Genomic DNA, 24,427 nt, shown 5'->3' on the forward strand with positions numbered 1-24,427 from the left:
AGAGCGCGACCGCGACGTGGGGTCAGCGACCTCGACGACCTGCGGGGCCCCCACGTCGCGGCATGCCTGGGGCCGCCGATGCCGGGCGTGCCGGACCCCGGCCACCCGTACCTGCTCATCGCCGGCGACCTGGCGTCCGCCGACACCGCCGGTCTCGAACCAGGCCTGGTCACCGCCGAGGGCGGGCCGACCAGCCACACCGCGATCCTGGCCCGGACCCGCGGCATCCCGGCCGTGGTCGGCTGTGTCACGTGCGGCTGGCGGCGCCGAACAGGTAGCGCAGCTCGTCCAGCATGACGACCAGCACGCCGACGGCCAGCGCGGCGGCGCCGGCCAGGACCGCCTCGCCGGGGCGTACGGCACCGGCCGGCGCGAGCGCGCCGGCGACGGCACAGGCGACGAGGAACGCGTTGCGCCACACGTGGTGCCGGCCCAGGGGCGCGGCGGTGCGGCCGAAGCAGCGGCAGGTGCCGCCGCCGCGCCGCAGGTTCGCGACGATGGCGGCGGTGAAGGCGAGCAGCAGGGCGCCCGAGGCGAGGAATCCGGCCAGCGGGAACACCGCCAGCAGGACCACGGCGGTGAACTCGGCGGCGACCACGGCCGCGGCGAGCGGGCCGGCGGGCCGGAAGCCCATGTCGCGCACGGAGCGCGTGAACTCGCGGTAGGCGTCGCGGCCGGAGACCTTCCCGACCGCCGCCGCCAGCAGGACCGTGCCGAGCAGCACCCGGCACCCGATCTCGACGTACATCTGTCATCGCCTCCCTCTGACCACGCCGAGGACCGCCTCGGGTGGCACCGCGCCGAAATGCCGCGAGTCCTGGCTGTGGGTGTTGTCGCCCCGTACCGTCACGGCGCCGTCCGGTTCGACCCGGTGCACCCGCTTGACCATCCACGTCAGGTCGGAGGCGGGGACGACGTCGCGGGCCCGGAAGACGACGAGGTCACCGACGGCGGGCGCCCGGCCGACGCGGACGATGAGCCGGTCGCCGTCCCGCAGCGTCGGCGCCATGCTCTGCCCGCTCACCACCACGAGGCGCCAGCGGCGGCGCAGCCAGCCGGTCATGTCGCCGCCAGCTGGTAGCCGTCCGCCTGGAGGCGGAAGAGCCGGGCGTACTCACCGCCGGCCGCCATCAGCTCGTCGTGCGTGCCCGACTCGACGACGCGCCCGGCGTCCAGCACGACGATGCGCCGAGCGTCGCGCAGGGTGCTGAGCCGGTGGGAGATCAGCAGCCCGGTGCGGCCGTGGCGGATCCGGGTCAGCGAGGCGTGCACGCGGGTCTCGGCGTCCGCGTCGAGCCCGGAGCTGGGCTCGTCCAGGATGAGCAGGTCGGCGTCGGCGCGCATCAGGGACCGGGCGAGCGCGACCCGCTGCCACTGCCCGCCGGAGAGCGTCACGCCGGGCTCGCCGTCCTGGCCGGCGAAGGTGCGGCTGAGCAGCGTGGCGTACCCGTGGGGGAGGGCGCGGAGGCGGTCGTGGATCTCGGCGTGCGCGGCGGCCTCGGCGACCTGCTCGGTCGTGTGCGGCAGCCGGCCGATGCCGACGTTCTCCTCGGCGGTGAGGTCGTAGCACATGAAATCCTGGAACACCGCGCCCATCCGCCGGCGCACCGTCTCGATCCGCAGCTCGCGCAGGTCCACCCCGTCCCACGTGATCCGGCCGCGGTCCGGGTCGTAGAACCGGCAGAGCAGCTTGACCAGGGTGCTCTTGCCGGCCCCGTTGAGTCCGACGAGCCCGACGGCCTGCCCGGCGGTGATCGTGAGGTCGACGCCCCGCAGGACCCAGGGGCCGTCCTCGTCGTAGCGGAACCATACGTCCTCGAACCTGATCGCGGTGCGCAGCGGCGGCGCCGGCAGAGTCCCGTCGACCAGGTCGGTGGGGCTGTCGAGGACGGCGACGTAGTGCCGGAACAGCCGCATGGCGGCACCGGCCTCGCCGAGCTGGGCGGCGATGCCGGCCAGGCCGCTGTGCGCCGCGGTGAACGCGGCCAGCAGGAGGGTGAGGTCGCCGAGGCTGAGCCGGCCACGGACCGTGGCGTTCACCGCGAACACCGTCGCGGTGAGGGTCACCGCGGCGCCGGCCAACGCCCAGCACGCCTGCACCGTCGTGGTGTGCCGGGCGGCGGCCAGCTCGATCCCGGCGGCCGAGCGCACCGCGCCGATGAGCCGGTCGTGGAAGAAACGGCCGAGGTGGTAGAGGCGCACCTCCCGGGCGGCGCGCAGGTCGGTCAGCACGGTCTGGAACAGGAACCGGGCCCGGAACAGGCTGGCGCTCTCCTCCACGGCCCGCGCGGTCCGCCGGGACAGTCGCAGTTGGATGAGGAAGTCGGGCACCGCCACGGCGAGCAGGAGCAGACCGGCCGGCGGCCAGAGGGACGTCAGGATCACGGCGAAGCCGCCGATGGTGACGACGTTCTGGGCCACGTCGACCGCGAACATGACGACCACGTACGGCGCCTGGGTGGCGGCCTGCTGGGCCAGCGCCAGCCGGTCTCGCAGGGCCGGCTGCTCGAACGGGCCCAGCCCGACGAAGGTGTTCAGTTTCCGGTACAGCCGCACGTCGGCGGCGATCGTGATCGCGTTCTGCAGGGCCGTGGTGAAGTATCCGGACACCCGGCTGGCGATCGCCGCCAGCGCGCCCAGGACGGCGATCGCCACGGCGTACCAGGTGGCGGTCGACGGGTCGGCCGAGCGGCCCCTGCCGACCTCGTCAAACAGCAGCTTGGTGAACCACGCGACGCCGATCGGGGGCGCCGCGCCGATGACGACGAGGGCGACCGTGGCGGCGAGCGCCCTGCGGTCCGCGCAGCCCAGTCGCAGGGCGGCTCGCAGCGTGGCCACGTCTCAGGCCAGGACCGGAAGCTGGTGGCTGGAGTTGACGACGACGCCGTCGACGACCGACAGCACGGCGGGGAAGCCCTTGACCCCGAACTCCTTCTCCGCCTGGTCCTCGTTGATGGTCGCCGTGTCGAAGTCGGCCAGGCGGGGCGCCATCTCCACCGTGTCCTCCGGCATGCCGATCATGAACACGAAGGTGTCGTGGCGGTAGCGCCGGGCGTCGACGGTGAGGGTGTCCAGGATGGTCTGGCACGGTGGACAGGTGGGGGTCAGCATGACCACCGTGCGCCGACCGCGGTCAGGTCGACGTGCGGGAAGCCGGTGACCTCCAGGCCCGGGGCGGGCAGCACCTCGGGGGCGGCCCCGCCGTCGTGGGCGGTGGCGGTCTGCGTCTCCCGGAGCCGCCGGGCGAGGGCCAGGGTCAGGACGAGGTTGAGCACGGCGACCGCGCCGATCACGGCGATGGCGGCATAGGCGAAACCCGGCATGGGAACTCCTCAACGAGTCAGCGGGGAGTGGGGGCCGCGCCGACGGCGCGGCCCCCGAGGATGAGCCAGGTCAGCAGACGCCGACCTTCTTGGTGTAGCAGATCGGCGACGACGTCGTGACCGAGCACACGCCGGTGCAGGACAGGGTGCTCCGCCGGTAGTAGCGGAAGTACGAACCGCCCGAGCAGTAGCCGTTGGACACCGCGCAGCACGACTGGCCGTGCTCCGGCACGCAGGCGCCGGCCACCTCGCGGCCGAGCACCTTGCTGAGCATCGCGTCGCCGACGCGGTTGATGAGCTTGGTCATGGCAGACCTCCTTGGTGGGTGACTGCCATCACTGTGCTGGGTGCCGCTGCGCGCGCCCTGCGCTCCTACTGCGCGCCGGCTGCGCTCCGCCAACGCGTCAGCGATTCGCGCAGGTCGTCGACGTACGCGGAGTCGAAGTGCTCGAAGATGTGCAGCGCCTCCTCGCCCAGCGCGACGGCCCGGTCGTGCCTGCCGAGGGTGGCCTGCGCCCGCGCGAGCAGGTGCAGCGAGTTCGCCAGCGGGAACGGCTGCCCGACGCCGCGCAGCATCGCCACCGAACTCTCCAGTTCCACCACCGCCCGGTCCGCGTCGCCCTCCTCGAGGTGCGCCTTGCCGAGCAGCCGCCGGGAGATCGCTTCGCCCCACTCGTGACGCAGCTCGTGGAACGCCAGCACCGTACGCCGCAGCAGCCGCCGTGCCGCCTCGCCGTCGCCGGCCGCGAGGTGCGTCGCGGCCAGCGCCTGCTCGGCCGTGGTCACGCTCATCCGATCGCCGAGCCGGCGCGCGCCGGCCACCGCCTGCCGAAGCTGCTCCACGGCTGGCGGCCACTGCTCGGCGTGCCGGTGCAGCAGCCCGATGGTCTCCCGCGCGAGCGCCTCGCCCCACAGGTCGCCGTCGTCGACGAAGACCCGCAGGGCCGCAGCGCAGGCGTCCAAGGCGAACGGGGAGGTGAGCCGGTACTGCCCGTGCTGCATGCCGAGGGCCAGCAGCACGTGCCCGCCGACGCGGCCGACCGGCCAGTGCGCGGCGCACAGCCGCACCATCACCAGCAGCGCGGCGTCCGCCTCCCGCAACCTGCCGAGGTGGCGGCAGCACAGCGAGTAGCCCTGCAGGGCGACGAGGCGGTGCGCCACCCACCGCCCGCGGCCGGCCCGCTGCGCCGCGCGCAGCAGCGGCACGGCTTCGGCGTGCCGGTTCAGCGACCGGTACGCCGTGCCCAGGTGCAGCCGCAGCGACATCCGGGTCGCCGACGGCAGCTCGGCATGGCGGTCGAGCACGGCGCGCAGACAGTCGACCAGCTCGGGCAGGTGTTGGCTGCGCATCGTCGCGAAGTTGCCCATCGTGCAGGCCAACCGCCCCGCCAGGTCGACGGCGCCCAGCCGCAGCAGGTCCTGCACCGCCGCGACCAGGTTCTCCCGCTCCGCCTCGAACCAGTCGACGGCCTCCCAGGCGTCGAGCGCCGGCCCCGCGCCGGCCACCGGCAGGGCCCCGCAGGGCAGCGACGCGTCGGCCCGCTCGGCGTACGCGTGCAGCCGTGCGTACCACGCGACGACCTCGTCGACGGGGACCTCGGTGCGTTCCCGGGCGACGAGCCTGACCAGGTCGTGCATGCGTACCCGGCCGCTGGCGTCGTCGGTCAGCAGGTGGGCCCGGCACAGCTGCTCCAGCAGCGGCTCGGTGGTCTCGTCCCACATGCCGAAGCTGCGCAGCGACGTGCGGCTGAGCACCGCGAGCAGCCGCGCGGCGGGCTGCGGCAACCGCTCGAACCCGACGGTGAAGCTGCTGCGCACGTCGAGCCCGTCGAGGGAGAGTTCGTCGAGGCGGCGTCGCTCGTCGCGCAGCCGCTCGCGCAACCGCGCCACGGTCATCGCCTCCCGCTCGGCCAGCCGCACGCCGGCGATTCGCAACGCCAGCGGCAGGCGACCGCACAGCTCCACGACGTCGGCGGCGGCCCCGGCCTCCCGGTCGATTCGCTCGCCGCCGGCGAGCCCGGCCAGCAGGTCCAGGCCGTCGTCGATCGGCAGCACGTCGACCGGGACGACCTCGGCGCCCGCCAGCCCCGGCAGCGCTCCCGTGCTCGTGACGACAGCGCTGCCGCCGGGCGGCAGCAGCGGACGCACCTGCGCCGCGTCCGCCGCGCTGTCCAACATCACCAGCAAGGTCTGGTCGGCGAGCACGGAGCGGTACAGCGCCGCGCGCTCCTCGGCCGCCGCCGGGATCGCCTCGCCGGCCACGCCGAGGGCGCGCAGGAACGCGCCCAGCACCGTGCCGGGCCGCGCCGGATCCGGGGTGTTGCCGCGCAGGTCCGCGTAGAGGCACCCCCCGGGGGAAGCGGTGCCGGCTCTCGTGGGCCGCGCGCAGCGCCAGCGTGGTCTTGCCCGTTCCCGCCAGCCCGGTCACGACGATCACCTGGGCGACTCCGGCGACCGTCGGGGTGCGCCCCAGCAACGACAGCAGCAGCCCCAGCTCCTTGTCCCGCCCGACGAAGTCACCGGTGACTCCGGGAAGCTGGTTGGGGCGCACCCACCCCCGCGGGGGCGTCTCCTGCTCGCTGCCGAGGATCTCCCGGTGCAGTTGCCGCAGCTCCGGCCCCGGGTCGATGCCGTGCTCCTCCGCCAGCACCCGGACCCCGGCCCGGTACACGGCGAGCGCCTCCGCCTGTCGGCCGCTGCGGTGCAGGGCCACCATCAGCTGGCCACGCAGCCGCTCCCGCAGGGGTCGGTCGCGGACCAGCGTGGTCAGCTCCGGCACGAGTTCCCGGTGCAGACCGAGCGAGAGCAGTGCCTCGGCGCGCAGCTCTGTCGCGTGCTCGCGCAGCTCACGAAGCCGATCGCGCTCGTACTCGACGAGCCGCGACCCGACGTCGACGAACGCGTCGTCGCGCCAGCGCGCCAGCGCCCGGTCGAGCAGCTCCACGGCGCGGCGGGCATCGGCGGTGGCCGCGGCGGCCGCTACCTCGGCGGCGAACTCCGCCGAGTCGACGACCGCCACGGGGTTCAGCTGGTAGCCGGGCGAGCGGGTGAGGATCAGCTCCGGCTTCGCGCCGCGGCGGACCGAGGCGACGACCGCCTGGACCCGGTTGCGCGCCCCCGTGGGCGGATCGTACGGCCAGAGCCCGTCGATCAGGCGGTCGACGGAGACGATGCGTCCGTGGTGGGCCGCCAGGCTCGCGACGAGTGCCCGCTCCAGCGGGGCGAGCGACACGGCCACCCCGTCGACGCTCACCTCGATCCGACCGAGGATGCCGATCCGATACCCACGCACGGCGCAAAACTAGCGCGGTCTGCGCCCTTCGTGACCGCACGTCCGGAACGTTCCCGGCGCGGAAAGCGCTGGTCACGACGTTCCGGCCCGAAGATCGTGACCAGAGCCACTGTCTGCCCGGTCGCGGGGTGGCCGGTCCGACACGGACACCGCGACGCCGGTGGCCTGCCCGAGCCCTGGTGACCTGCGCGTGTCCGACCCTGGCGGGGCCGCCGTCGATTTGCGCGGGACCAGTGAGCTACTACTCCTTGCTAGTAGTTGCCCTATGATGGCGACCGCGTCAGGTCGGAGCGATGGGCGCCGGGTCCATGTCTTCTCGACGGAGGGTTCAGCAGTGCCTTTCTCGCGGCATGCCCAGGTGGCCTGACGGTGTCCGCCACATCGACGAGGTCTTCCCGGCGCAGGTTGCCGATGCGTGGCGTGGCACGGTGGGTGCTGCTGGTATGGCTGGCGTGGTGTCCAGCCCTGTTCGTGGTGCTCGGGTTCGCCTCGCCGGCCGCCGCGCACTTCAAGCTGGTCAAGGCCGTGCCGGCCGACGGCGCGCGGGTGAGTGGCGCTGTCGGAGAGGTCCGGCTGACGTTCAGCGCGCCCGGCACGCCCACCGGGGCCGGTTTCCGGCTTTCCCGCGACGGCGAGGCCGTTGCGGTGACCAGTCACACCCCGGACGGGGGTCGTACGTGGCTGGTGCACCCGGCCGCCCCGTTGACCGGCGGGGAGTTCGCGCTGCGGTGGAGTGTCGCCGCCCCTGATGCTCACCCGCTGACCGGCGACGTGGCGTTCACTGTGGTTCCGTCGGCTGCGGCACCCGGGGCGACGGCCACGCCCCGGCCCACCGCCGGTCCGCCCGGGCATGCCGGTCACGGTGTGCCAGGACTGCCGTCGGCGTCGCCGTCGGCCCATGCCGGCGGGCACGCGGTGGGTCATACCGCTGACGCCGAACAGGGGACGGTGCGGTTCGTCGGCGTGGCGGGCCGGTGGCTGTCCTACGGGGCGACCCTGCTCGGTGTCGGTGGTCTGGTCTTCGCGTTGACCACGCTGGTGGGAACGCGCCGCGACATCCAGCTGGTCCAGGTCTGGGTGCGGGCGGCCGGGCTGACGGTGGCAGCCGGCGCGGTGCTCGAACTCGCGGCGCTGGCGGCGGTGTTCAGTGCCGATGGTGGTCTCGCCTCGGCGGCCGGCACACAGGCGTTGACCGCGCTCAGTCGTACACCGGTGGCCGCCGGCCTGGGTCTGCGGCTCGCCGGCGCGGCCGGGTTGCTCGTGGCCGGGTCCTTGGAGGCGGCGTTGATCCGGGGCCGGCACGCGGTCGGCCGGCACGCCGCAGCGACCGTCGCCGGTATCCCGACCGACCCTCAACCCCTGGTCGTGCCCACCGTCGGCGAAGCGCACGACGACGACGCGCACCGGGTCCGGGCGCGCGCGGTCCGGCCCGTGCTTCTGGGTGTCACCGTGGCGCTGCTGGTGGGTTCGTTCCTGCTCGACGGGCACACCGTCACCGCGCGACCGCGGATGATCGTCGTGGCGGCGGACGTCGCGCACACTCTCGCCGCAGCCGTGTGGGTCGGTGGGGTCCTGCTCCTGGCCGCGCTGCTGCTGGGGCGTGCACGTCTCGGTGCGCCGACCGGGGCCGCCGAGATGGCGGTGCGGTTCTCCGTGCCGGCCACGGCGGCGGTGACGTTGACCGGAGTCGCCGGCGTCGCGTTGACCGTGGCGATCCTGGACCGGCCGGGTCACCTGGTGAGCACCAGTTGGGGGCGGGTGCTGCTGGTCAAGGTCGCGTTGGTGGCGGTCGTCGCCGTCATCGGGCTCTACAACAGCAGGCGGGTGGTACCCCGGTTGGACGATCCCGTGCCGGGCGGCACGCGTCGCCTGCGTCGCACGGTGCTGGTCGAGGCGGTGCTGATGGTCGCTGTCCTGCTGGTCACCGCGATCCTGGTCAACGCCGGCACGTAGGCAACGCCCACCGGACGCACGGCCGCGTGTCGCGGACGGGATTGCGGGGGTTACAGGCAGAACAGGATGCCGGCGGCCACGCCGACGACCAGGGGTGCGGCCAGGGTGGCCGAGGCGAGCGCGGCGCGGGCGAGCACGTTGCGGCGGTCCGGCCGGTACCCCTGAAGGCGTTGGAGTCGGATGGCCACCTCGGCGCCGGCCATCGACAGCGCCGACGGTGGGTGCGGCGCGCCGGCGAAGGTCAGCAGCGCGTCGCGTACGGCGCTCGGGCCGCACTCGCGGACCGCGGCGGCATCGGCGCGCAGTTCGACGAGCAGGCGTACGGCCGAGGGCGCCTGCCGGGTCAGCGGCAGCCACGGTACGGCCGCCGCGAGCCCCTCCACTGCGCCGACGAGGAGGTGGTGGCGCTCGCGCAGGTGGGCGCGTTCGTGGCTGAGCACCGCGGCGAGCTGCTCTGCCGGCAGGTCACCGGCGGCGCTGGCCAGGACCGTGAGTCCGCGGGATCCGCCGATGCTGTACGCCATCGGGGTCGGGTGTGGAATCCACAGCACCGCCTCACCGGACGCAGGCGGCCCGCCGGCGAGCGTGAGCAGGTCGGCGTGGGCGCGACGGGCGCGGTGGGCGCGGTAGGCCCGCTGGGTGCAGGTCATGGTGAAGCGGGCGAGCACGGTCAGCAGGAGCAGGGCTCCTACCGCCCCGACGACCTCGTCGACGGCGGCCGGCCGGCTGGGTTGGGCCCAGTGCCAGCAGACGCGAGCGAGGTCGTGCAGTGCCCACTGCCGGGTGCTGCCCGGGGCGAGGAGCATCACGGTGGCCAGGAGAAAGGTGGCGATCATCGCGACGAGCAGGCCGAGCCAGCCGAGCAGCATCGCGACGGGATCGGCGACATGCCGGAAGCACCACCGCAGCGCGGCGGGACCCCACCAGGCCACGGCCGCGGCGCCGGTGACGAGGGCGAGCGCGAGGCTCACGCCTCGGACTTCCGCTCGTCGAGGACCCGCCGCAGGATGTGCAGCTCGTGGTCGGAGGCGGACCGGGCGAAGTGCATGAGCACCAGGTCGGGATGGCTGCTCGTCTCGATGACCCGACGCAGGGTGCGCGCGGTGATCTCCTCGCGGGTGCCGGCGGCGCGATAGCGGTAGGCCTTGCCGTCCTTCTCGCGAACGGCCCAGCCCTTACGGTGCAGGTTGTCCAGCACGGTGAGGACGGTCGTGTACGCCAGCGCCCGCTCGGTGGTCACCGCGTCGAGGACGTCGCGCACGAGCATCGGATCAGAGGCACGCCACAGCACGTCCATGACGGCCGATTCGAGTTTGCCCAGTTCCGCCACGTGCCCTCCTTCGTGTCGCTCAGGGTACGCGAGGCGACGCGGCGGAGTCACCGCGCGGCGGTGCGGCCGGTTCCGACGCCAAGACCGGAACCGGCCGCACCACGCCGGCTACAGGCGGTCGAGGATCTTCTGCAGGGTCTGCACCTCGGTGGCCTGATCCGCGGCGATCTTGGCGGCCAGCGCCTTGGCCTCGGGGTTGCTGCCGTCGGCCTGCTCGGTCCGGGCCATGTCGATGGCGCCCTTGTGGTGGGCGATCATCATCTCGGCGAACATCTTGTCGAACGCGGGGCCCTTCGCCGCGGCGAGGTCCGTCATCTGCTGCTCGGACATCATGCCGGGCATCCCCGCGTCCATCCCCGGCATGCCGTGCCCGGGCGTGGCGCTCGTGCCGGGCATGCTGTGGTCGCTGGGCAGGTCCGTGGGCTTGCCCCAGGCCGTGAGCCACCCCTTCATGGTGGCGATCTCCGGATCCTGCGCCGCCTTGATCTTTGCGGCCAGGTCCTTCAGTTCGCTGTCGCTCGCGCGCGTCGGGGCCAGGTCGGCCATGGCGACGGCCTGCTGGTGGTGCGGGATCATCATCTGGGCGAACATCACGTCCGCGTCGTTGGCGTTGGCGGTGGCCGAGGACGAGGCGCTCGGCGTGGCACTGCCGGCGTCGTGCGTCATGCCGCCGGCGTCGTCCGCGCCGCCGCAGGCGGCGACGGTGAGCAGGGCGGACAGGGCGACGCCCGCGAGGGCGGCGCGACGCAGGATGGTTGGCGTCATCTGGTACGTGGTCCTTGTCGTGAGGTGGGTCGGAACAGGGCCGTCGGTCCGGGCGAGGCGCCGGACCGGGGTCTGCTCACGTGCGCAGGACCGTGACGGCTCGCAGTCGCAGCCCGATGGGCCGGCGGGGTGGACCTCGATCCGGGCTGATCACCCGCCGGCGGTGGCCGGTCGGCGTGCGTGCGCCGCGATGGCGGGACCGCAGCAGGGACAGGACGCCGAGGATCAGGGCGCCGCCCAGCACCGCCAGGCACACGGTGAACGCGTGCTCCCCGCCCCGGTGTCCGGGCGAGCCGTCGGGTCCGTGTTCGGCGGCGGGCGCGGCGGCGCTCCGGTGGGCGGTGCTCGCGTGGGCGGCTCCGGGTTCGCCCGGGTGGCCGAGGGTGTGCATGCCGAACACGCCGAGCGTCACGGCGACGAGCAGCGCCAGCCGCAGCGGCGCGCGCGCCGGTGGACGCCCCACCCTCACCTGTCGCATCCCACCCCCAGAGGTCGGCCGCCCCGACATCCTCTTCTACTACAACCGCATAGTAGAAGGATTATCACGGCGGCTCGGCACGGGGCTGGCGTTTACCCGGATTCAGCTTTGTCGTGCCTGGCCCGACCGGTGCGGCACCGGTCAGGCCGTACCGGGACCGTCAACCGGCGCGGCGGGCCAGGCCTCCCATCTTCACCGCGGTGAACACCGCGGCGGCCAGCGCCACGTCGGAGAGCAGCATCAGCCCGATGGCGTAGGAGCCCTGCGACCCGTACACCCAGCCCATGATCAGCGGCGGCACGAACCCGCCGAGCCCGCCGGCGGCCCCGACCAGCCCGGTGACCGCGCCCACCTGATCGGCGGGGGCGACCTTGCCGACCAAGGCGAACACCGCGCCGCTGGCCGCGCCGAGCAGCACCGCCATGCCGAGCAGCGCGACCGTGGCCACCGGCATCAGGGCCGGCTGGAAGGCCTGCACGACGGCGAACCCGGCCACCCCGGAGAAGCACCACACCAGCACCGGCACGGGGTGTAGCCGGTCGGAGAGCCAGCCGCCCACCGGGCGGGCCAGCACGGCGAGCACGACGAACCCGGCGGTCCGCAGCGCACCGTCCGCGGCACTGAGCCCGTAGGCGGTGCGCAGGTACGCCGGCAGGTACACGCTGAAGGCCACGAACCCGCCGAACCCGACCGCGTACAGGAAGCACAGCTGCCAGGTGACGGTCAGCCGGGCGACGCCGGCGAGCCGCTGCCAGGCCGACCCGGTGGGCCGGGCCGGGCCCGGCGCGTCGCGCAGCAGCAGGAACGACAGCACCGCGTACGCCGCCAGGATCGCCGCTACCAGCAGGAACGGGGCCCGCTCCCCGTAGGCGTCGGCCAGCCGGACGGTGGTGAAGTTGGCGATCGCGGTGCCACCCATGCCGACACCGAACACGCCGATGGCGAAGCCGCGCCGGGCCGGCGGATACCAGCCGGACACCAGCGGGACGCCGACGGCGAAGGCGGTGCCGCCGATGCCGAGGAAGAAGCCGGTCACGATCAGCGCCGGGTAGGAGGAGACCGTGGTGAGGGTCAGCACCGGCACGATGGTGGCGACGGTGACCAGCGGGAAGACTACCCGGGCCCCGTACCGGTCGGTGAGCGCGCCGACCGGGATGCGGCCCAGCGAGCCCACGATCACCGGCACCGCGACGAGCAGGGACTGCGCGGCGAAGCCGAGCCCCAGCCGTTCCTTGATGCCGGGGCCCAGCGGACCGAGCAGGGCCCATGCCCAGAAGTTCACCAGGAAGCCGAGGGTGGCCATGGCTAGCTGGAGGGCGGCGCCGGAGGTGGCCTCGGGACGCCCGACCGGGGCGGTGGACCCGGCTTGCCGGTCACGGATGCTGGTCATCGTTCAACTCCGTCGGGATCGTCGTGCTGCTGTCGCGGCGTCAAAGGGGAATGCGGCGGTCCGCTTCACCGGTACGAGCCTCGCTCGAGCCAACCCACCCCGGCAGGGCCGGAAGACCCGGCCCAGGAGGACGTCCCACCTGCCACGGCAGGGTGAGCAGACCGACCGGGGTGCCGGGGCGCCAACCGGGCGGCACCACGGCCAGCGCGTCGGCGTCCGCCGCCGCGCCCAGGTATCCCGGGTGCGCCCCGTCGACCAGCCGCAGGCCCGGCGCGCCGCGCCGGACCGGCACGATCCGGGTGTTCCGCTCGTCGAGGCGCAACGGATCGGTGAGGACGGCGGTGTCCAGATCGGCCGGCGGCCGTCCGGCCAGCCCGGTGAGCAGCGGGTCGATCAGGGTGAGCGCGGCGACCAGCGCCGCGTACGGGTTGCCCGGCAGGCCGACGATCCAGCGGGCCCCGGCCTGGGCCAGGACCTGTGGGTGCCCGGGCCGGCACCGCACCCCGTCCACGTGCGCCACGGCCCCGAGGTGCCGCAGCGACGCGTGCAGCCCGTCCGCCGGGCCGACGGAGGACGCCCCGCAGACGACCGTCACGTCGGCGTCTCGCGTGCTGTCCGCGATCGCCCCGGCGAACCAGTCGGGCTGGTCGCCGACCATCCGTGGACCGAGGAGGTCCGCTCCCCAGGCGGACAGCAGCGGGGCCAGCATCGGGCCGATCGCGTCCCGGACCCTGCCCCACGGGGGACGGCCGGCGTGGACCACCTCGTCGCCGCTGATCAACAGGCGGGCCCGGGGTCGGGCCCGGACGGTGAGGTGGTCGAGGCCGACGCTCGCGGCCAGCCCCAGCACCGCCGGCGTGACCGGCGAACCCGCGGGCACCAGTTCCTGACCGCGGGCGGCGTACTCGCCCGCGCACCGGATGTGCCGACGGTCGCCCGGCACCGCCCGCAGGACGTCACCGATCCGGTCGGCGATCTCGTAGGGCACGACCCGGTCCGCCCGGCCCGGGACGGGAGCGCCGGTGGCCACCTCTACGGCGGTCCCCTCGACCAGGGGCGCGACGGCGTGGGTGCGACCGGCCAGGATCTGGCCGACCACCCGCCACGGGCCCGGACCGCGCACCGCGTATCCGTCCATCGCGGAGTTGTCGAACCCGGGCAGCGGGACCGCCGCGACAAGTGGCGCCGCGAGGGTCCGGCCGGCGGCGGAGGCCAGCGGTACCGACTCCGCGGGCAGGGGAGCGGGGAGCCGGTGGGCCAGCGCCCGCGCCGCGGCCCACTCCGTCGCGGGTCGGGACGAATGGTGACTGCCGGTGTGGTGCGGTGCGGTGGTCACCGGCGTGAGCGGGTCCGACCGCCGCGCGGGGTGGGCAGCCGGGGCGGCCCCTCCCATCCGGGACGGGTCGGCCGCAGTCCGGGCCGGTCGTCCCGGCTGCGGTAGACGACGTAGGGGCGGGTGGCGTAGCCGACCGGAGCGCTGAACGCATGGACGAGGCGGGTGAACGGCCAGAACGCGAAGAGCGCGAAGGCGGCCAGGATGTGGATCTGGAAGCCCACCGGGACGCCGGCCATGATCTCGGGGTCCGGGCGGAGGTAGAACAGCGACCGGAACCACGGGGAGATGGTCTCCCGGTAGTCGTAGCCGGGGCCGGCGACGTTGGCCCGCACAGTGGCCCAGAGGCCCAGCACGATCACCCCCGCCAGCACCACGTACATCGCCTTGTCGTTGCGGGTGGTGGCGGCGAAGACCGGCCCGGTCAACCGGCGGCGGGCGATCAGGATGCCCAGCCCGATCAGGGTGCAGAAGCCGGCCACCGTGCCGATGAACACGGCCATGAGGTGGTAGGTGTGCTCGGTGACGCCGACCGCCTCGGTCCAGGACTTCGGGACCACCAGGCCACCGATGTGTCCGATCAGGACCATCAGCACTCCGAAGTGGAACAGCGGGCTGCCCCACCGCAGGATGCTGCTCTCGTAGAGCTGGGAGGATCGGGTCGTCCAGCCGAACTTGTCGTAGCGGTGGCGCCAGATCAGGCCGCCGACGAGGATCGCGATCGACAGGTACGGGTACACCACCCACAGCAGGATGTTCATCGGCGTCCTCCAGTCGTGTCGACCAGTCCGAATGGTTCGAGTCCGACCTGCTCCACCGGCGGCCCGGTGCGGGCCAGCCGGGCGGCGGCGGCGATGTCCCCGGGCTGGGCGGGCGGCAGCATCTCCCGGACGGCGGCGACGGCCTGCCGGTATATCGACTTCTCCCGCCCCAGCGCCTCGACCAGCAGGTCGAGGCCGACGCGGTTCTCCCGCAGCAGCCGCCACCCCTCGTCGTCGGCGGCGGCCAGGTCGAGGACGGCGGGCAGGAAGTCGGGCAGCTCGCCGTCGACGACGGTCAGTCCGGCCGCCTTGTACGCGGCGGCGAAGTCGACCAGCGCCTCACCCCGGCGACGGGTGTCGCCGCAGGTGTAGTACGTCAGGTGCAGGCAGCAGCGGCGCCGGAAGTCGAACACCTCCACGTAGGCGGTCCGCAGGTCGACCGGCGCGGCGGCTTCCCGGTGGGCGACCACCTCGCGCAGCGGCCGGGCGACCTCGGCCGGCAGGCCGTCGAGCGCGGCCCGCACGGTGGGCAGCGCTGCGAGAACCTCCTCTTCGGGATAGCGCAGCAGCAGGGACGCCGCGCGGGCGGCCACCGCCCGCCAGGTCGGCCGGCTCACGGGTTACCTCCGTCGACGGGTGCGGATTCGCGGCTGCGGGGCGGGAAGAGGCCCTTCGGGCTGCCCTTGCCGTCCCAGTTGAGCAGGTTGACCCGGCGGGGTTCGTCGCCCGGGTCGGTGAAGTCCTCCGCGGTCTGCCGGTCGCGCAGCATGTGGAAGGTCTCCACCTGGACCGGCACCGGCGTGCCGGAGGACTCCCCGAAGGGCCCCTGGCCGTACGGGCCGCCGCCGCCCATCCCGGGGCCGCCCTCGTAATCGAGGCTGCACTCGGTGGCGATCTTCTCCAGCCGGTGTGCGTCCTCGGCGTGCGCGGCGGGGATGACGTACCGCTGCTCGTACTTGGCGATGGCGAGCAGCCGGTACATCTCGTCCATCTCCGCGCCGGTCATGCCGACCGCGGCGGCGATGGACTCGTCGCGCTCCTCGCCCAGGTTGATCCGGCGCTGGTAGGCGCGCATCGCGGCGAGCCGGTTCAGCACCCCGCGCACCGGCTCCGGGTCGCCGGCGGTGAAGAGCTCGGCGAGGTACTCCACCGGGATGCGCAGCGCGTCGATGGCCCCGAAGAGGTTGCCGGCCTCCTCCGCGTCGTGGCCGGTCTCGCGCAACGCGTCGGCCACCGGCGACAGCGGCGGGATGTACCAGACCATCGGCATGGTCCGGTACTCCGGGTGCAGCGGCAGCGCCACCTCGTAGCGCATGATCAGGTCCCAGATCGGCGAGCGCTGCGCGGCGTCGATCCAGTCGTCCGGGATGCCGGCCTCGCGGGCGGCGGCGACCACGGCCGGGTCGTGCGGGTCGAGGAAGACCGACCGCTGCGCGTCGTACAGGTCGTGTTCGTCGGCGATGGCGGCGGCCTCGGCGACGCGGTCGGCGTCGTAGAGCATCAGTCCGAGGTAGCGCAGCCGCCCCACGCAGGTCTCGGAGCAGATGGTGGGCTGGCCGATCTCGATGCGCGGGAAGCAGAAGGTGCACTTCTCGGCCTTGCCGGTGCGGTGGTTGAAGTAGACCTTCTTGTAGGGGCAGCCGGTCACGCACATCCGCCAGCCCCGGCAGCGGTCCTGGTCGACCAGCACGATGCCGTCCTCGGCCCGCTTGTAGATCGCCCCCGACGGGCAGGAGGCCGCGCAGGACGGGTTGAGGCAGTGCTCGCAGATGCGCGGCAGGAAGAACATGAAGGTCTTCTCGAACTCCTGCTTCACCTGGCCGGAGACCTTCGCCAGCACCGGGTCACCGGCGGCGATCTCGTTGCCGCCGGCGAGCGAGTCGTCCCAGTTGGCGCTCCAGGTGATCTTCGTATCCTGGCCGGTGAGCAGCGACTTCGGCCGGGCCACCGGGGTGTCCTCGCCGGCCGGCGCGTTGATCAGGTGCTCGTAGTCGTACGTCCACGGCTCGTAGTAGTCCTGCATGGACGGCAGCTTCGGGTTGGCGAAGATGCTGAACATCTTCTTCACCCGGCCACCGGAGCGTGGCTTGAGCTTGCCGGAGCGGGTCCGCACCCAGCCGCCCTGCCAGCGCTCCTGGTTCTCGTAGGTGCGCGGGTAGCCCTGCCCGGGGCGGGTCTCCACGTTGTTGAACCAGACGTACTCGACGCCGGAGCGGTTGGTCCACGCCTGCTTGCAGGTGACCGAGCAGGTGTGGCAGCCGATGCACTTGTCGAGGTTCATCACCATCGCCATCTGTGCCATGACCCGCATCAGTACTGCACCTCCTGGGAGCGGCGGCGGATCACGGTGACCTCGTCGCGTTGGTTGCCGGTCGGGCCGAGGTAGTTGAACGCGAAGGACAGCTGCGCGTACCCGCCGATGAGGTGGGTGGGCTTGACCAGCAGCCGGGTCAGCGAGTTGTGGATGCCGCCGCGCCGGCCGTTGGTCTCCGACTTGGGCACGTCGATCACCCGTTCCTGGGCGTGGTACATGTAGACCGTGCCCTCGGGCATCTTGTGCGTCACCACGGCCCGGCAGACCACCACGCCGTTGCGGTTGACCGCCTCGATCCACTCGTTGTCCCGGACGCCGATCTTCGCCGCGTCGGCCTCGCTCATCCACATCGTCGGGCCGCCCCGGGACAGCGTGAGCATGATCAGGTTGTCCTGGTACTCGGAGTGGATGGACCACTTCGAGTGCGGGGTGAGGTAGCGGACGGTGATCTCCAGCTCCCCGTTGTGGCCGAGTCTCGGTTCGCCGAAGAGCTTGTGCATGTCCAACGGCGGCCGGAAGATCGGCAGCGCCTCGCCGGCCTCGTGCATCCAGTCGTGGTCGAGGAAGAAGTGCTGCCGGCCGGTGAGCGTGTGCCAGGGCTTGAGCCGCTCGGTGTTGATGGTGAACGGGGAGTAGCGGCGGCCGCCGTGCTCGCTGCCCGACCACTCCGGGCTGGTGATCACCGGCACCGGGCGGGACTGGGTGTCGGCGAAGGTGATCTGCTTGCCCTCGTGCTCGGCAGCCAGGTCCGCCAGGCGTACCCCGGTGCGCTTCTCCACGTCCCGGAAGCCCGCGGTGGCGACCCGCCCGTTGGTGGTGCCCGACAGCGCCAGGATCGCCTCGCAGGCGTGCGTGTCCTTCGCCAGCGACGGCCGCCCGTCCGCGGCGCCGCCGCGCACCTCACCGTTCTTGTGGCGCAGATACTCGACCTCCGGCCGCACGTCGACCGAGAAGCCCTTGCCGGTGGTGCCGAGGGTGTCCATCAGCGGCCCGAGCGCGGCCATCTTGTCGGCGATCGCGCCGTAGTCCCTCTCGACCACCACCAGTTTCGGCATGGTCCGGCCCGGCACCGGGGTCTCCCCGGTCGCCGCCCAGTCGCGGACCCGGCCGTGCGGGGTCGCCATCGCGTCCGGGGTGTCGTGCAGCAGCGGCGCCGCGACCAGGTCCTTGCGTACGCCCAGCCGCGGCCCGGCGAGCGTGGAGAACGCCTTCGCGATGCCGTGGAAGGCGTCGAAGTCGGTCCGGGTCTGCCACGGTGGGTTGATCGCCGGGGTGAAGGCGTGCACGAACGGGTGCATGTCGGTACTGCTCAGGTCGTGCTTCTCGTACCAGGTGGCGGCGGGCAGCACGATGTCGGAGAAGAGCGTCGTGGAGGTCATCCGGAAGTCCAGGCTCAGCAGCAGGTCGAGCTTGCCCTCCGGGGCCTCCTCCCGCCAGGTCACGTCCTTGGGCCGCAACTCCTCCGGCGCCTCCTCGGCGCGCAGGTTCGCGTCGGTGCCGAGCAGGTGCCGCAGGAAGTACTCGTTGCCCTTGGCCGACGAGCCGAGCAGGTTGGCCCGCCAGACGGTCAGCACCCGTGGCCAGTTCTCCGGCGCGTCCGGGTCGGTGCAGGCGAACGTCACGTCGCCCTCGCCGAGCCGCTCGGCCACCCAGCCCGCCGGGTCGTCCGGCCGGGCGGCGAGAGCCTCGTCGGCCAGGTCGAGCGGGCTGCGGTCGAAGGTGGGCATCGACGGCATCCACCCCGAGCGGGCCGACTGGGCCAGCAGGTCCATGGTGTGCTTGCCGGCGAACGCGCCGGTGCCGGTGGGGGAGGAGACCACGTCGGCGGAGTAGGTGTCGTAGCGCCACTGGTCGGTGTGCACGTACCAGAAGGCGGTGCCGATCATCTGCCGGGGCGGGCGGACCCAGTCCAGGCCGAACGCGAGCTGGGCCCAGCCGGTCGCCGGGCGGCACTTCTCCTGCCCCACGTAGTGCGCCCAGCCGCCGCCGTTGACCCCCTGGCAGCCGGTGAGGGTGACCAGCGCCAGGATCGCCCGGTAGGTGGCGTCGGAGTGGAACCAGTGGTTCGTGCCGGCGCCGAGCAGGATCATCGACCGTCCGCCGGAGCGGTCCGCGTTGTCGGCGAACTCCCGCGCGACCCGGGCCACCTGCGCCGCCGGCACCCCGGTGACCGGCTCCTGCCACGCCGGCGTGTACGGCGCCTCGACGTCGTCGTACCCGGTCGGCCACTGGCCCGGCAGGCCGTCGCGGCCCACCCCGTACTGGGCCAGCACCAGGTCGAAGACGCTGGTCACCAACTGGCCCCGCACCGTGCGGGTCGGCACGCCCCGGCGCAGCGCCTGCGGGGTGTCGGTGTCGAACCGAGGCAGCTCCACCTCCACCGCGTCGCCCGCCCCGAGGCAGGTCAGCGCCGGCTCCAGGTCGCCCAGGTCCAGGTTCCACTGGCCCTGCTGCTCGCCCCAACGGTGGCCGAGGCTGCCCCGCGGCACGGCGGGAGCGTCGGTGGCCGAGTCCCAGAGCACCGTCCGGAAGGCCGCCTCCTTGTCCGTCTCGCCCAGGTCGTCGGCGGTGAGGAACTTGCCCGGCCGGTACGCCCCGTCGGCACCCGGCTCCAGGGTGACCAGGAACGGCAGGTCGGTGAACCTGCGGACGTAGTCGACGAAGCGTGGGGTGCGCCGGTCGACGAAGAACTCCTTGAGGATGACGTGCCCCATCGCCATCGCCAGGGCGCCGTCGGTGCCCGGCTGGGCGGGCATCCACTCGTCGGCGAACTTGACGTTGTCGGCGAAGTCGGGGCTGACCACCACGACCTTCTGCCCCCGGTAGCGCGCCTCGGCCATCCAGTGTGCGTCCGGCGTGCGGGTCACCGGGACGTTGGAGCCCCACATGACGAAGTAGGAGGCGTCCCACCAGTCCCCGGACTCGGGCACGTCGGTCTGGTCGCCGAAGACCTGCGGGGAGGCCACCGGCAGGTCGGCGTACCAGTCGTAGAACGACAGCATCGAGCCGCCGAGCAGGGACAGGAACCGGGCGCCGACGGCGTGCGACACCATCGACATGGCCGGGATGGGAGAGAAGCCGGCGACCCGGTCCGGGCCGTACTCGGCGATCGCGTGCACGTGCGCGGCGGCGACCATCTCCTGCGCCTCGTCCCAGGTGATCCGCACCAGGCCGCCCTTGCCGCGGGCCTTCTGGTAGCGGCGGCGTCGTTCCGGGTCGGCCTGGATGTCCGCCCACGCGGCCACCGGATCACCGAGGCGCCCCCTGGCCTCCCGGTACATCTCCACCAGCACGCCCCGCGCGTACGGGTAGCGCACCCGGGTGGGGGAGTAGGTGTACCAGGAGAAGGCGGCACCCCGGGGGCAGCCCCGAGGCTCGTACTCCGGCCGGTCCGGTCCGACGCTCGGGTAGTCGGTCTGCTGCTGCTCCCAGGTGATGATGCCGTCCTTGACGTACACCTTCCAGGAGCACGAGCCGGTGCAGTTCACCCCGTGCGTGGAGCGCACCACCTTGTCGTAGGACCAGCGGTCCCGGTAGAAGGCGTCCGCCTCCCGGCCGCCGATCTGGTGCAATGTCCGGCCGTCGGCGGAGACCTCGGCCCGGCGTACCAGGCCGCCCACCGCCAGCAGCGCCCGCCCCGCACTATCGGTGGCTCGCGACATACGCCTCATTCCTTCGATAGATGGCCGTACTGCCCCACGTTCTCGGCAGATGCGCCGGAGCGCAACCCCGAGCGAGGGCGTCCTGGCCATGGTGCCGACGTACAACCTCGGGAAACCGGGCCGAAAGTCCCGAGATCATCGGCTTTGTACCTGCGGGTCCGTGGCGGGACTTCGGGCCCGGTCGGGCGGTCACCGGCGGGGCACGGAGCGGGGCCCGGCCGTCTCGGTGCCACCCTGACGGAGATCGCCGGGCAGGTCCGGGACCGGGGGCCACTGTGGAGCGTGCTCTTCCTGGTGCCGGCCGGGTGGGGCGCCGCGCTGGGCGGCCGCGACGCGGGCAGACCGAGGACGTGCTCGACGCTCTCTACGACCTCGGCGAGACCGTGCCGGTCAAGACCACCGAGGCGCACCGCCGGTAGCCGCGGGGCGGCGTCGGCAGCGGCCGACATCCGGGCCGGCTCACCTGGCTGCCGCCTCCGCCGGGGTGATCCGGTCCCAGGCCGGGATCGGCAGCGCGATCACCGCGGCCGGGAAGAGACCGTGCTCCTCGTTGTCGATGTGCCGGTGGAGCCGGTCCAGGGCGGCCAGCACTGCGGGCCAGTCCGGGTCGGCCCGGTCGACGCCGCCGAGCACGCCGTGGATGTCGTCGTGCTCCGCGCAGAGCTTCGCCACCGCCCCGGCCAGGCTGCCCTCGGCCCGCAGCTCCACGAAGAGGCCGTCCTCCTCGGTGGAGGTGTGCGGCATCAGCAGCGCCAGCAGCGCGTCCAGCGCCACCAGGGCGTCCGGGCCGGCGGCCCGCACCGCGCCGCGCAGCCGGCCGGCCGCGTTCGCGATCGCCTCGTGCTCGGCCGAGAGCCGGCCGATCAGCGGGAACTCCCGACAGCCGCAGTAGTTGCACACTTCGTCTCCTGACCACGAGGGTGGGCGACTCCATCGTGCGCACCGGCAACCTCCGTCAGCAGGGCCGGACGGCCCGGTACGCCGGGACGGCGGGCCCTGATCCCCACCGCCCTGGCACCGACAGACTGCTCAGACCGTCACCGGCCGGCGGGAGAGCCGGATCTGCCACACGTCCGGCCCGTCCTGCAGCCACTCGCTGGTCATGCCGTCGCCGTAGCGGGCTGCGACCTCGGCCAGCAGCGGGCGGGGTGCGTGCGGGGCGACCAGCACCAGCGCTCCACCGGCCGGCAGCGCCTCCAGCGCCGCCAGCACCCGCGCGTGGCGCTGGTCGTGCGGGAGCTGCCGGACGTCCAGCCGGGGATCGATGGTCAGGGTCGGGGCCGGCGCGTCGGCCGGTGCCCGGTCACCACCGCAGCCGCAGCCACCCCCGCCGCAACCGCCGCCATTCGAGCCTTCCGAGGAGCCGAGCAGATCGTGCATCCCCTCCAGCAACTTCGCCAGCGAGACGTCGGCCGCGTCCACCAGCAGCGGGACGACCAGGTCGTTCTCCTTGGCCAGGTGGACGGCGAAGAGCGCGGCGAGGGCGCGCGCGGTGCCGGCGAGGCGTACCGGCCGGTTGCCGGTCTCCAGCTCGGCGACCAGGCCGGTGATCGCCTGGTGCTCGTCGAGCATGCCCCGGACCAGCAGCGCACCCTCGGCCCGCTCACCGGCGGCGGCGTAGAGGGAGTCCTCCTCGGCGTGCGCGTGCGGCAGCAGTTCGTCGCGGAGCCATCGGAGCAGTTCGTCACGGTGCCGGAGCGCCCCGGCGGCGTCACCCTGGTCGGCCGCGGTCAGCAGGTTTCCGACGTGCCGGTCGAGGTCGGCGGCGAGCTGGGCGTGGTGCCGGACGACGGCCTGCGCGGCCTCGCGGTCGGCCGGGGAGCGTGAGGCGGACATGGAACCCTCCAGGGTTTTGCGGTTGAACGACGTTGTAACGTTATCTAACGTGGAAACCCCGAGAACAGGGCCGGTCGGCGAGACCATCGACCCGCAGCGCCACCGGGCTCTCGGCACCGCCAGCCGGGCCTCGATCCTGGAGCTCGTGCGCGCCGCCGGCGCCGGCATGACGATCGCCGAGGTGGGGGAGCGGACGGGCCTGCACCTGTCCACCGCCCGCGCCCACCTCGACCGCCTGGTCGACGCAGGACTGCTGGTCAAGGCGCGGGCCAGTGGGGGCCAGCCCGGACGGCCGGCGTGGCGCTACCGGGTGGCCGTCGCGGAGGCCCCGGCCCCCGCGCCGTACCGGGCACTCGCCGCCGCACTGCTCGACCACCTGTCGCGGCGGGGCCACGGAGACGTCCGGGCGGAGGCCACCCGCGCCGGCCAGGACTGGGGACGCCACCTCGCCGCCGCCACCCCGCCCGGCAGGGAGCCGGTCGATACGCTGCTCGACGTCCTGCGCGGGCTGGGCTTCAGTCCCCGCCGACACCGGACGGCCGACGGGGCGACCGAGATCCACCTGCACACCTGTCCCTTCCTGGAGCTGGTCAACCGCAACCCCGACGCGATCTGCGCCCTGCACGTCGGCGTGGTCCGCGGCACGCTCGAACACGCCGGTGCCTCACCGGCCGGCGCCGTGCTCGAACCCTTCGGCGCACCCGACGCCTGCGTGGTGCGGCTGGCCCTGCCGAATATCACCGAAGAGCCGGCATGAACCCACGGCCGATCGCCGTACAGTGGCGGCTCTCCGTCCTCGCTGCGGGCGGCTTCGCCCTGGTGAGCGGTCTCTACGCCGCCCTGCTGCTGCTCGGCCTGCCGGTGCCCGCGCCTCACGTCCCACTGGAGCAGGTGCACGGCCCGCTGATGGTGCTGGGCTTCGTCGGCACCCTGGTGGCGCTGGAACGCGCGGTGGCCCTCGGCACCCGGTGGGCCCTGCTCGCGCCCGCCTGCTCCGGCGCCGGAGCGGTGCTGCTAGTGCTGACCGGGCCGAGCCTGCCCGGCCGGCTGCTGCTCATGCTCGGCTCGGTGCTGCTGCTGCTGATCTACCAGCGGCTGTGGTGGCGGCAGCCCGGCCCGGCGCTGCTGGCCCAGGTCACCGGCGCGCTGAGCTGGTACGCCGCCACCCTCCTCTGGCTCGCCGGCCTCAGCGTGCCGGAGATCGTGCCCTGGCTGGCCACCTTCGTGGTGGCCACCATCGCCGGGGAGCGTCTGGAACTCGCTCACCTCACGCTGCCCCGGCACGGCGTCGGCTGGTTCCTCGCCGCCCTCGGCATGCTGACCGCCGGCGCCACCGCCACCGCGCTCTGGCCGGCCGTCGGGGCGTACCTCTTCGGGGTCGGCCTGCTCGCGACGGTGGCCTGGCTGGTGGTCTGCGACGTCGCCCGCCGCACGGTGCGCGCCGTCGGCCTGCCCCGCTACGTCGCGGTCGGCCTGCTCACCGGGTACGCCTGGCTGGCGCTGGCCGGCCTGCTGTGGGCCGGCGCCGGGCCGGTCACCGGCGGCTCCCGTTACGACGCCACCCTGCACCTGGTCTTCCTGGGCTTCACCATGTCGATGATCTTCGCGCACGCTCCGGTGATCCTGCCGGCGGTGCTTCGCCGCCCACTGCCCTACGGGCCGTGGCTGTACGCCCCGCTCGCCCTGCTGCACACCACCCTGACGATCCGGGTCCTGGTCGGCGACGTGCTCGGCGTGCCGGCCGGGTGGCGCTGGGGCGGCGTCGGCAACGTCCTGGCGGTGCTCGTTTTCGTCGGCGGAGTGGTGGCCGCGTTGGTCCGCGCCGCCCGGCGGCGGACCCGGACGGCGGTCGTTCCGCCGGTCGTGCCGGCGGTGCAGTGATGGCCGGCACCCGCGGCGACTCCGCCCCGACCGCACCCTCGGGCCCGGGGGCCGGGCGAACCGTCTCGGCAGTCGCGTCGGCCGGTCCCGCCGCCCCGGCCCCCGGCCC

General features: G+C 73.6%; 22 protein-coding genes and 3 pseudogenes. 5 read left to right on the forward strand and 20 right to left on the reverse strand.

The genetic code is table 11. The features are described from left to right. Positions 1-21: 21 nt before the first annotated feature. A pseudogene (locus ABD52_RS37825) lies at positions 22-246 on the forward strand (PEP-utilizing enzyme); the annotation flags it as partial. Between the two features lies 1 nt (position 247). Here the strand turns inward: ABD52_RS37825 and ABD52_RS13150 are convergent. The 8 genes and pseudogenes from ABD52_RS13150 to ABD52_RS40775 all read right to left on the reverse strand — a co-directional run. Beyond that, a complete protein-coding gene (locus tag ABD52_RS13150; protein WP_047891994.1) occupies positions 248-748 on the reverse strand; it encodes a MauE/DoxX family redox-associated membrane protein in 501 nt (166 codons plus the stop codon). A 3-nt stretch (positions 749-751) separates the two neighbouring features. Further along, positions 752-1,063: a S24/S26 family peptidase gene (locus ABD52_RS13155; RefSeq protein WP_013287125.1), complete on the reverse strand. Its 312-nt coding sequence runs from the start codon at positions 1,061-1,063 to the stop codon at positions 752-754. Then, positions 1,060-2,838 (reverse strand): ABC transporter ATP-binding protein, encoded by a 1,779-nt coding sequence (locus ABD52_RS13160; RefSeq protein WP_013287124.1) that lies wholly within the window; start codon positions 2,836-2,838, stop codon positions 1,060-1,062. The genes ABD52_RS13155 and ABD52_RS13160 overlap by 4 nt, the downstream gene beginning before the upstream one ends. 3 nt (positions 2,839-2,841) lie before the next feature. Next, complete coding sequence (locus ABD52_RS40765) at positions 2,842-3,111, reverse strand: hypothetical protein (protein WP_235437454.1); 270 nt, start codon at positions 3,109-3,111, stop codon at positions 2,842-2,844. Beyond that, positions 3,105-3,323: a hypothetical protein gene (locus ABD52_RS40770; protein ID WP_235437455.1), complete on the reverse strand. Its 219-nt coding sequence runs from the start codon at positions 3,321-3,323 to the stop codon at positions 3,105-3,107. Before ABD52_RS40770 ends, ABD52_RS40765 begins: the two co-directional genes overlap by 7 nt. 70 nt (positions 3,324-3,393) lie before the next feature. After that, positions 3,394-3,630, reverse strand: coding sequence for a hypothetical protein (locus ABD52_RS13170; protein ID WP_013287122.1), 237 nt, complete (start codon positions 3,628-3,630; stop codon positions 3,394-3,396). Positions 3,631-3,695: 65 nt separating this feature from the next. Next, positions 3,696-5,615 (reverse strand): tetratricopeptide repeat protein, encoded by a 1,920-nt coding sequence (locus tag ABD52_RS13175; RefSeq protein ID WP_235437456.1) that lies wholly within the window; start codon positions 5,613-5,615, stop codon positions 3,696-3,698. 352 nt (positions 5,616-5,967) lie between these two features. Continuing rightward, positions 5,968-6,615, reverse strand: a pseudogene (locus ABD52_RS40775) (BTAD domain-containing putative transcriptional regulator); the annotation flags it as partial. Between the two features lie 411 nt (positions 6,616-7,026). On the opposite strand from ABD52_RS40775, the gene ABD52_RS13180 reads away from it, so the two are divergent. After that, on the forward strand, positions 7,027-8,568 hold the full coding sequence (locus tag ABD52_RS13180) for a CopD family protein (RefSeq protein ID WP_047891995.1): 1,542 nt from the start codon (positions 7,027-7,029) through the stop codon (positions 8,566-8,568). 50 nt (positions 8,569-8,618) lie between these two features. Here ABD52_RS13180 and ABD52_RS13185 read toward each other — a convergent pair whose 3' ends face one another. The 10 genes from ABD52_RS13185 to ABD52_RS13230 all read right to left on the reverse strand — a co-directional run bounded on the left by ABD52_RS13185 (position 8,619) and on the right by ABD52_RS13230 (position 20,601). Beyond that, entirely contained in the window at positions 8,619-9,539 is a 921-nt protein-coding gene (locus ABD52_RS13185; RefSeq protein ID WP_013476241.1) for a M56 family metallopeptidase, read from the reverse strand. Then, the gene (locus tag ABD52_RS13190) at positions 9,536-9,898 is read right to left on the reverse strand and encodes a BlaI/MecI/CopY family transcriptional regulator (RefSeq protein WP_013476242.1); all 363 of its coding nucleotides are present in this window, start codon (positions 9,896-9,898) and stop codon (positions 9,536-9,538) included. The genes ABD52_RS13185 and ABD52_RS13190 overlap by 4 nt, the downstream gene beginning before the upstream one ends. A 108-nt stretch (positions 9,899-10,006) precedes the next feature. Then, a complete protein-coding gene (locus tag ABD52_RS13195; RefSeq protein WP_047891996.1) occupies positions 10,007-10,663 on the reverse strand; it encodes a DUF305 domain-containing protein in 657 nt (218 codons plus the stop codon). 76 nt (positions 10,664-10,739) lie between these two features. Then, a complete protein-coding gene (locus tag ABD52_RS13200; protein WP_013287116.1) occupies positions 10,740-11,141 on the reverse strand; it encodes a DUF6153 family protein in 402 nt (133 codons plus the stop codon). Between the two features lie 160 nt (positions 11,142-11,301). Further along, entirely contained in the window at positions 11,302-12,444 is a 1,143-nt protein-coding gene (locus ABD52_RS13205) for a nitrate/nitrite transporter (protein ID WP_174361801.1), read from the reverse strand. A gap of 127 nt (positions 12,445-12,571) precedes the next feature. Further along, the gene (locus ABD52_RS13210) at positions 12,572-13,867 is read right to left on the reverse strand and encodes a molybdopterin molybdotransferase MoeA (protein WP_047892002.1); all 1,296 of its coding nucleotides are present in this window, start codon (positions 13,865-13,867) and stop codon (positions 12,572-12,574) included. Continuing rightward, a complete protein-coding gene (gene narI, locus ABD52_RS13215) occupies positions 13,864-14,625 on the reverse strand; it encodes a respiratory nitrate reductase subunit gamma (RefSeq protein ID WP_030268129.1) in 762 nt (253 codons plus the stop codon). The genes ABD52_RS13210 and narI overlap by 4 nt, the downstream gene beginning before the upstream one ends. Beyond that, complete coding sequence (gene narJ / locus ABD52_RS13220) at positions 14,622-15,242, reverse strand: nitrate reductase molybdenum cofactor assembly chaperone (RefSeq protein ID WP_030268131.1); 621 nt, start codon at positions 15,240-15,242, stop codon at positions 14,622-14,624. The genes narI and narJ overlap by 4 nt, the downstream gene beginning before the upstream one ends. Next, positions 15,239-16,936, reverse strand: coding sequence for a nitrate reductase subunit beta (gene narH, locus ABD52_RS13225; protein WP_047891997.1), 1,698 nt, complete (start codon positions 16,934-16,936; stop codon positions 15,239-15,241). Before narH ends, narJ begins: the two co-directional genes overlap by 4 nt. Then, on the reverse strand, positions 16,936-20,601 hold the full coding sequence (locus ABD52_RS13230) for a nitrate reductase subunit alpha (RefSeq protein WP_047891998.1): 3,666 nt from the start codon (positions 20,599-20,601) through the stop codon (positions 16,936-16,938). The genes narH and ABD52_RS13230 overlap by 1 nt, the downstream gene beginning before the upstream one ends. Positions 20,602-20,835: 234 nt before the next feature. On the opposite strand from ABD52_RS13230, the pseudogene ABD52_RS39055 reads away from it, so the two are divergent. Then, a pseudogene (locus ABD52_RS39055) lies at positions 20,836-21,011 on the forward strand (radical SAM/SPASM domain-containing protein); the annotation flags it as partial. Between the two features lie 49 nt (positions 21,012-21,060). On the opposite strand, the gene ABD52_RS13235 reads toward ABD52_RS39055, so the two are convergent. After that, positions 21,061-21,501, reverse strand: coding sequence for a hemerythrin domain-containing protein (locus tag ABD52_RS13235; RefSeq protein ID WP_047891999.1), 441 nt, complete (start codon positions 21,499-21,501; stop codon positions 21,061-21,063). A 129-nt stretch (positions 21,502-21,630) separates the two neighbouring features. Next, positions 21,631-22,437: a DUF2249 domain-containing protein gene (locus ABD52_RS13240; protein WP_047892000.1), complete on the reverse strand. Its 807-nt coding sequence runs from the start codon at positions 22,435-22,437 to the stop codon at positions 21,631-21,633. Positions 22,438-22,486: 49 nt separating this feature from the next. Here ABD52_RS13240 and ABD52_RS13245 point away from each other — a divergent pair, with 49 nt between their 5' ends. Both ABD52_RS13245 and ABD52_RS13250 read left to right on the forward strand, forming a co-directional pair. Next, complete coding sequence (locus ABD52_RS13245) at positions 22,487-23,194, forward strand: metalloregulator ArsR/SmtB family transcription factor (RefSeq protein ID WP_013287107.1); 708 nt, start codon at positions 22,487-22,489, stop codon at positions 23,192-23,194. Beyond that, the gene (locus ABD52_RS13250) at positions 23,191-24,318 is read left to right on the forward strand and encodes a hypothetical protein (protein ID WP_047892001.1); all 1,128 of its coding nucleotides are present in this window, start codon (positions 23,191-23,193) and stop codon (positions 24,316-24,318) included. Before ABD52_RS13245 ends, ABD52_RS13250 begins: the two co-directional genes overlap by 4 nt. Positions 24,319-24,427 lie beyond the last annotated feature (109 nt).

Source organism: Micromonospora sp. RV43, from assembly GCF_001029515.1.
In the GTDB taxonomy this organism is placed as follows: domain Bacteria; phylum Actinomycetota; class Actinomycetes; order Mycobacteriales; family Micromonosporaceae; genus Micromonospora; species Micromonospora aurantiaca.

Coding starts and splice junctions, on each gene's coding strand:
- narH (WP_047891997.1), bottom strand. CDS start 16,936: ATGCGGGTCATGGCACAGATGGCGATGGTGATGAACCTCGACAAGTGC.
- ABD52_RS40770 (WP_235437455.1), bottom strand. CDS start 3,323: ATGCCGGGTTTCGCCTATGCCGCCATCGCCGTGATCGGCGCGGTCGCC.
- narI (WP_030268129.1), bottom strand. CDS start 14,625: ATGAACATCCTGCTGTGGGTGGTGTACCCGTACCTGTCGATCGCGATC.
- ABD52_RS13250 (WP_047892001.1), top strand. CDS start 23,191: ATGAACCCACGGCCGATCGCCGTACAGTGGCGGCTCTCCGTCCTCGCT.
- ABD52_RS13240 (WP_047892000.1), bottom strand. CDS start 22,437: ATGTCCGCCTCACGCTCCCCGGCCGACCGCGAGGCCGCGCAGGCCGTC.
- ABD52_RS13170 (WP_013287122.1), bottom strand. CDS start 3,630: ATGACCAAGCTCATCAACCGCGTCGGCGACGCGATGCTCAGCAAGGTG.
- ABD52_RS13195 (WP_047891996.1), bottom strand. CDS start 10,663: ATGACGCCAACCATCCTGCGTCGCGCCGCCCTCGCGGGCGTCGCCCTG.
- ABD52_RS13205 (WP_174361801.1), bottom strand. CDS start 12,444: ATGGCCACCCTCGGCTTCCTGGTGAACTTCTGGGCATGGGCCCTGCTC.
- ABD52_RS13180 (WP_047891995.1), top strand. CDS start 7,027: ATGCGTGGCGTGGCACGGTGGGTGCTGCTGGTATGGCTGGCGTGGTGT.
- ABD52_RS13230 (WP_047891998.1), bottom strand. CDS start 20,601: ATGTCGCGAGCCACCGATAGTGCGGGGCGGGCGCTGCTGGCGGTGGGC.
- ABD52_RS13155 (WP_013287125.1), bottom strand. CDS start 1,063: ATGACCGGCTGGCTGCGCCGCCGCTGGCGCCTCGTGGTGGTGAGCGGG.
- ABD52_RS13200 (WP_013287116.1), bottom strand. CDS start 11,141: ATGCGACAGGTGAGGGTGGGGCGTCCACCGGCGCGCGCGCCGCTGCGG.
- ABD52_RS13150 (WP_047891994.1), bottom strand. CDS start 748: ATGTACGTCGAGATCGGGTGCCGGGTGCTGCTCGGCACGGTCCTGCTG.
- ABD52_RS40765 (WP_235437454.1), bottom strand. CDS start 3,111: ATGCTGACCCCCACCTGTCCACCGTGCCAGACCATCCTGGACACCCTC.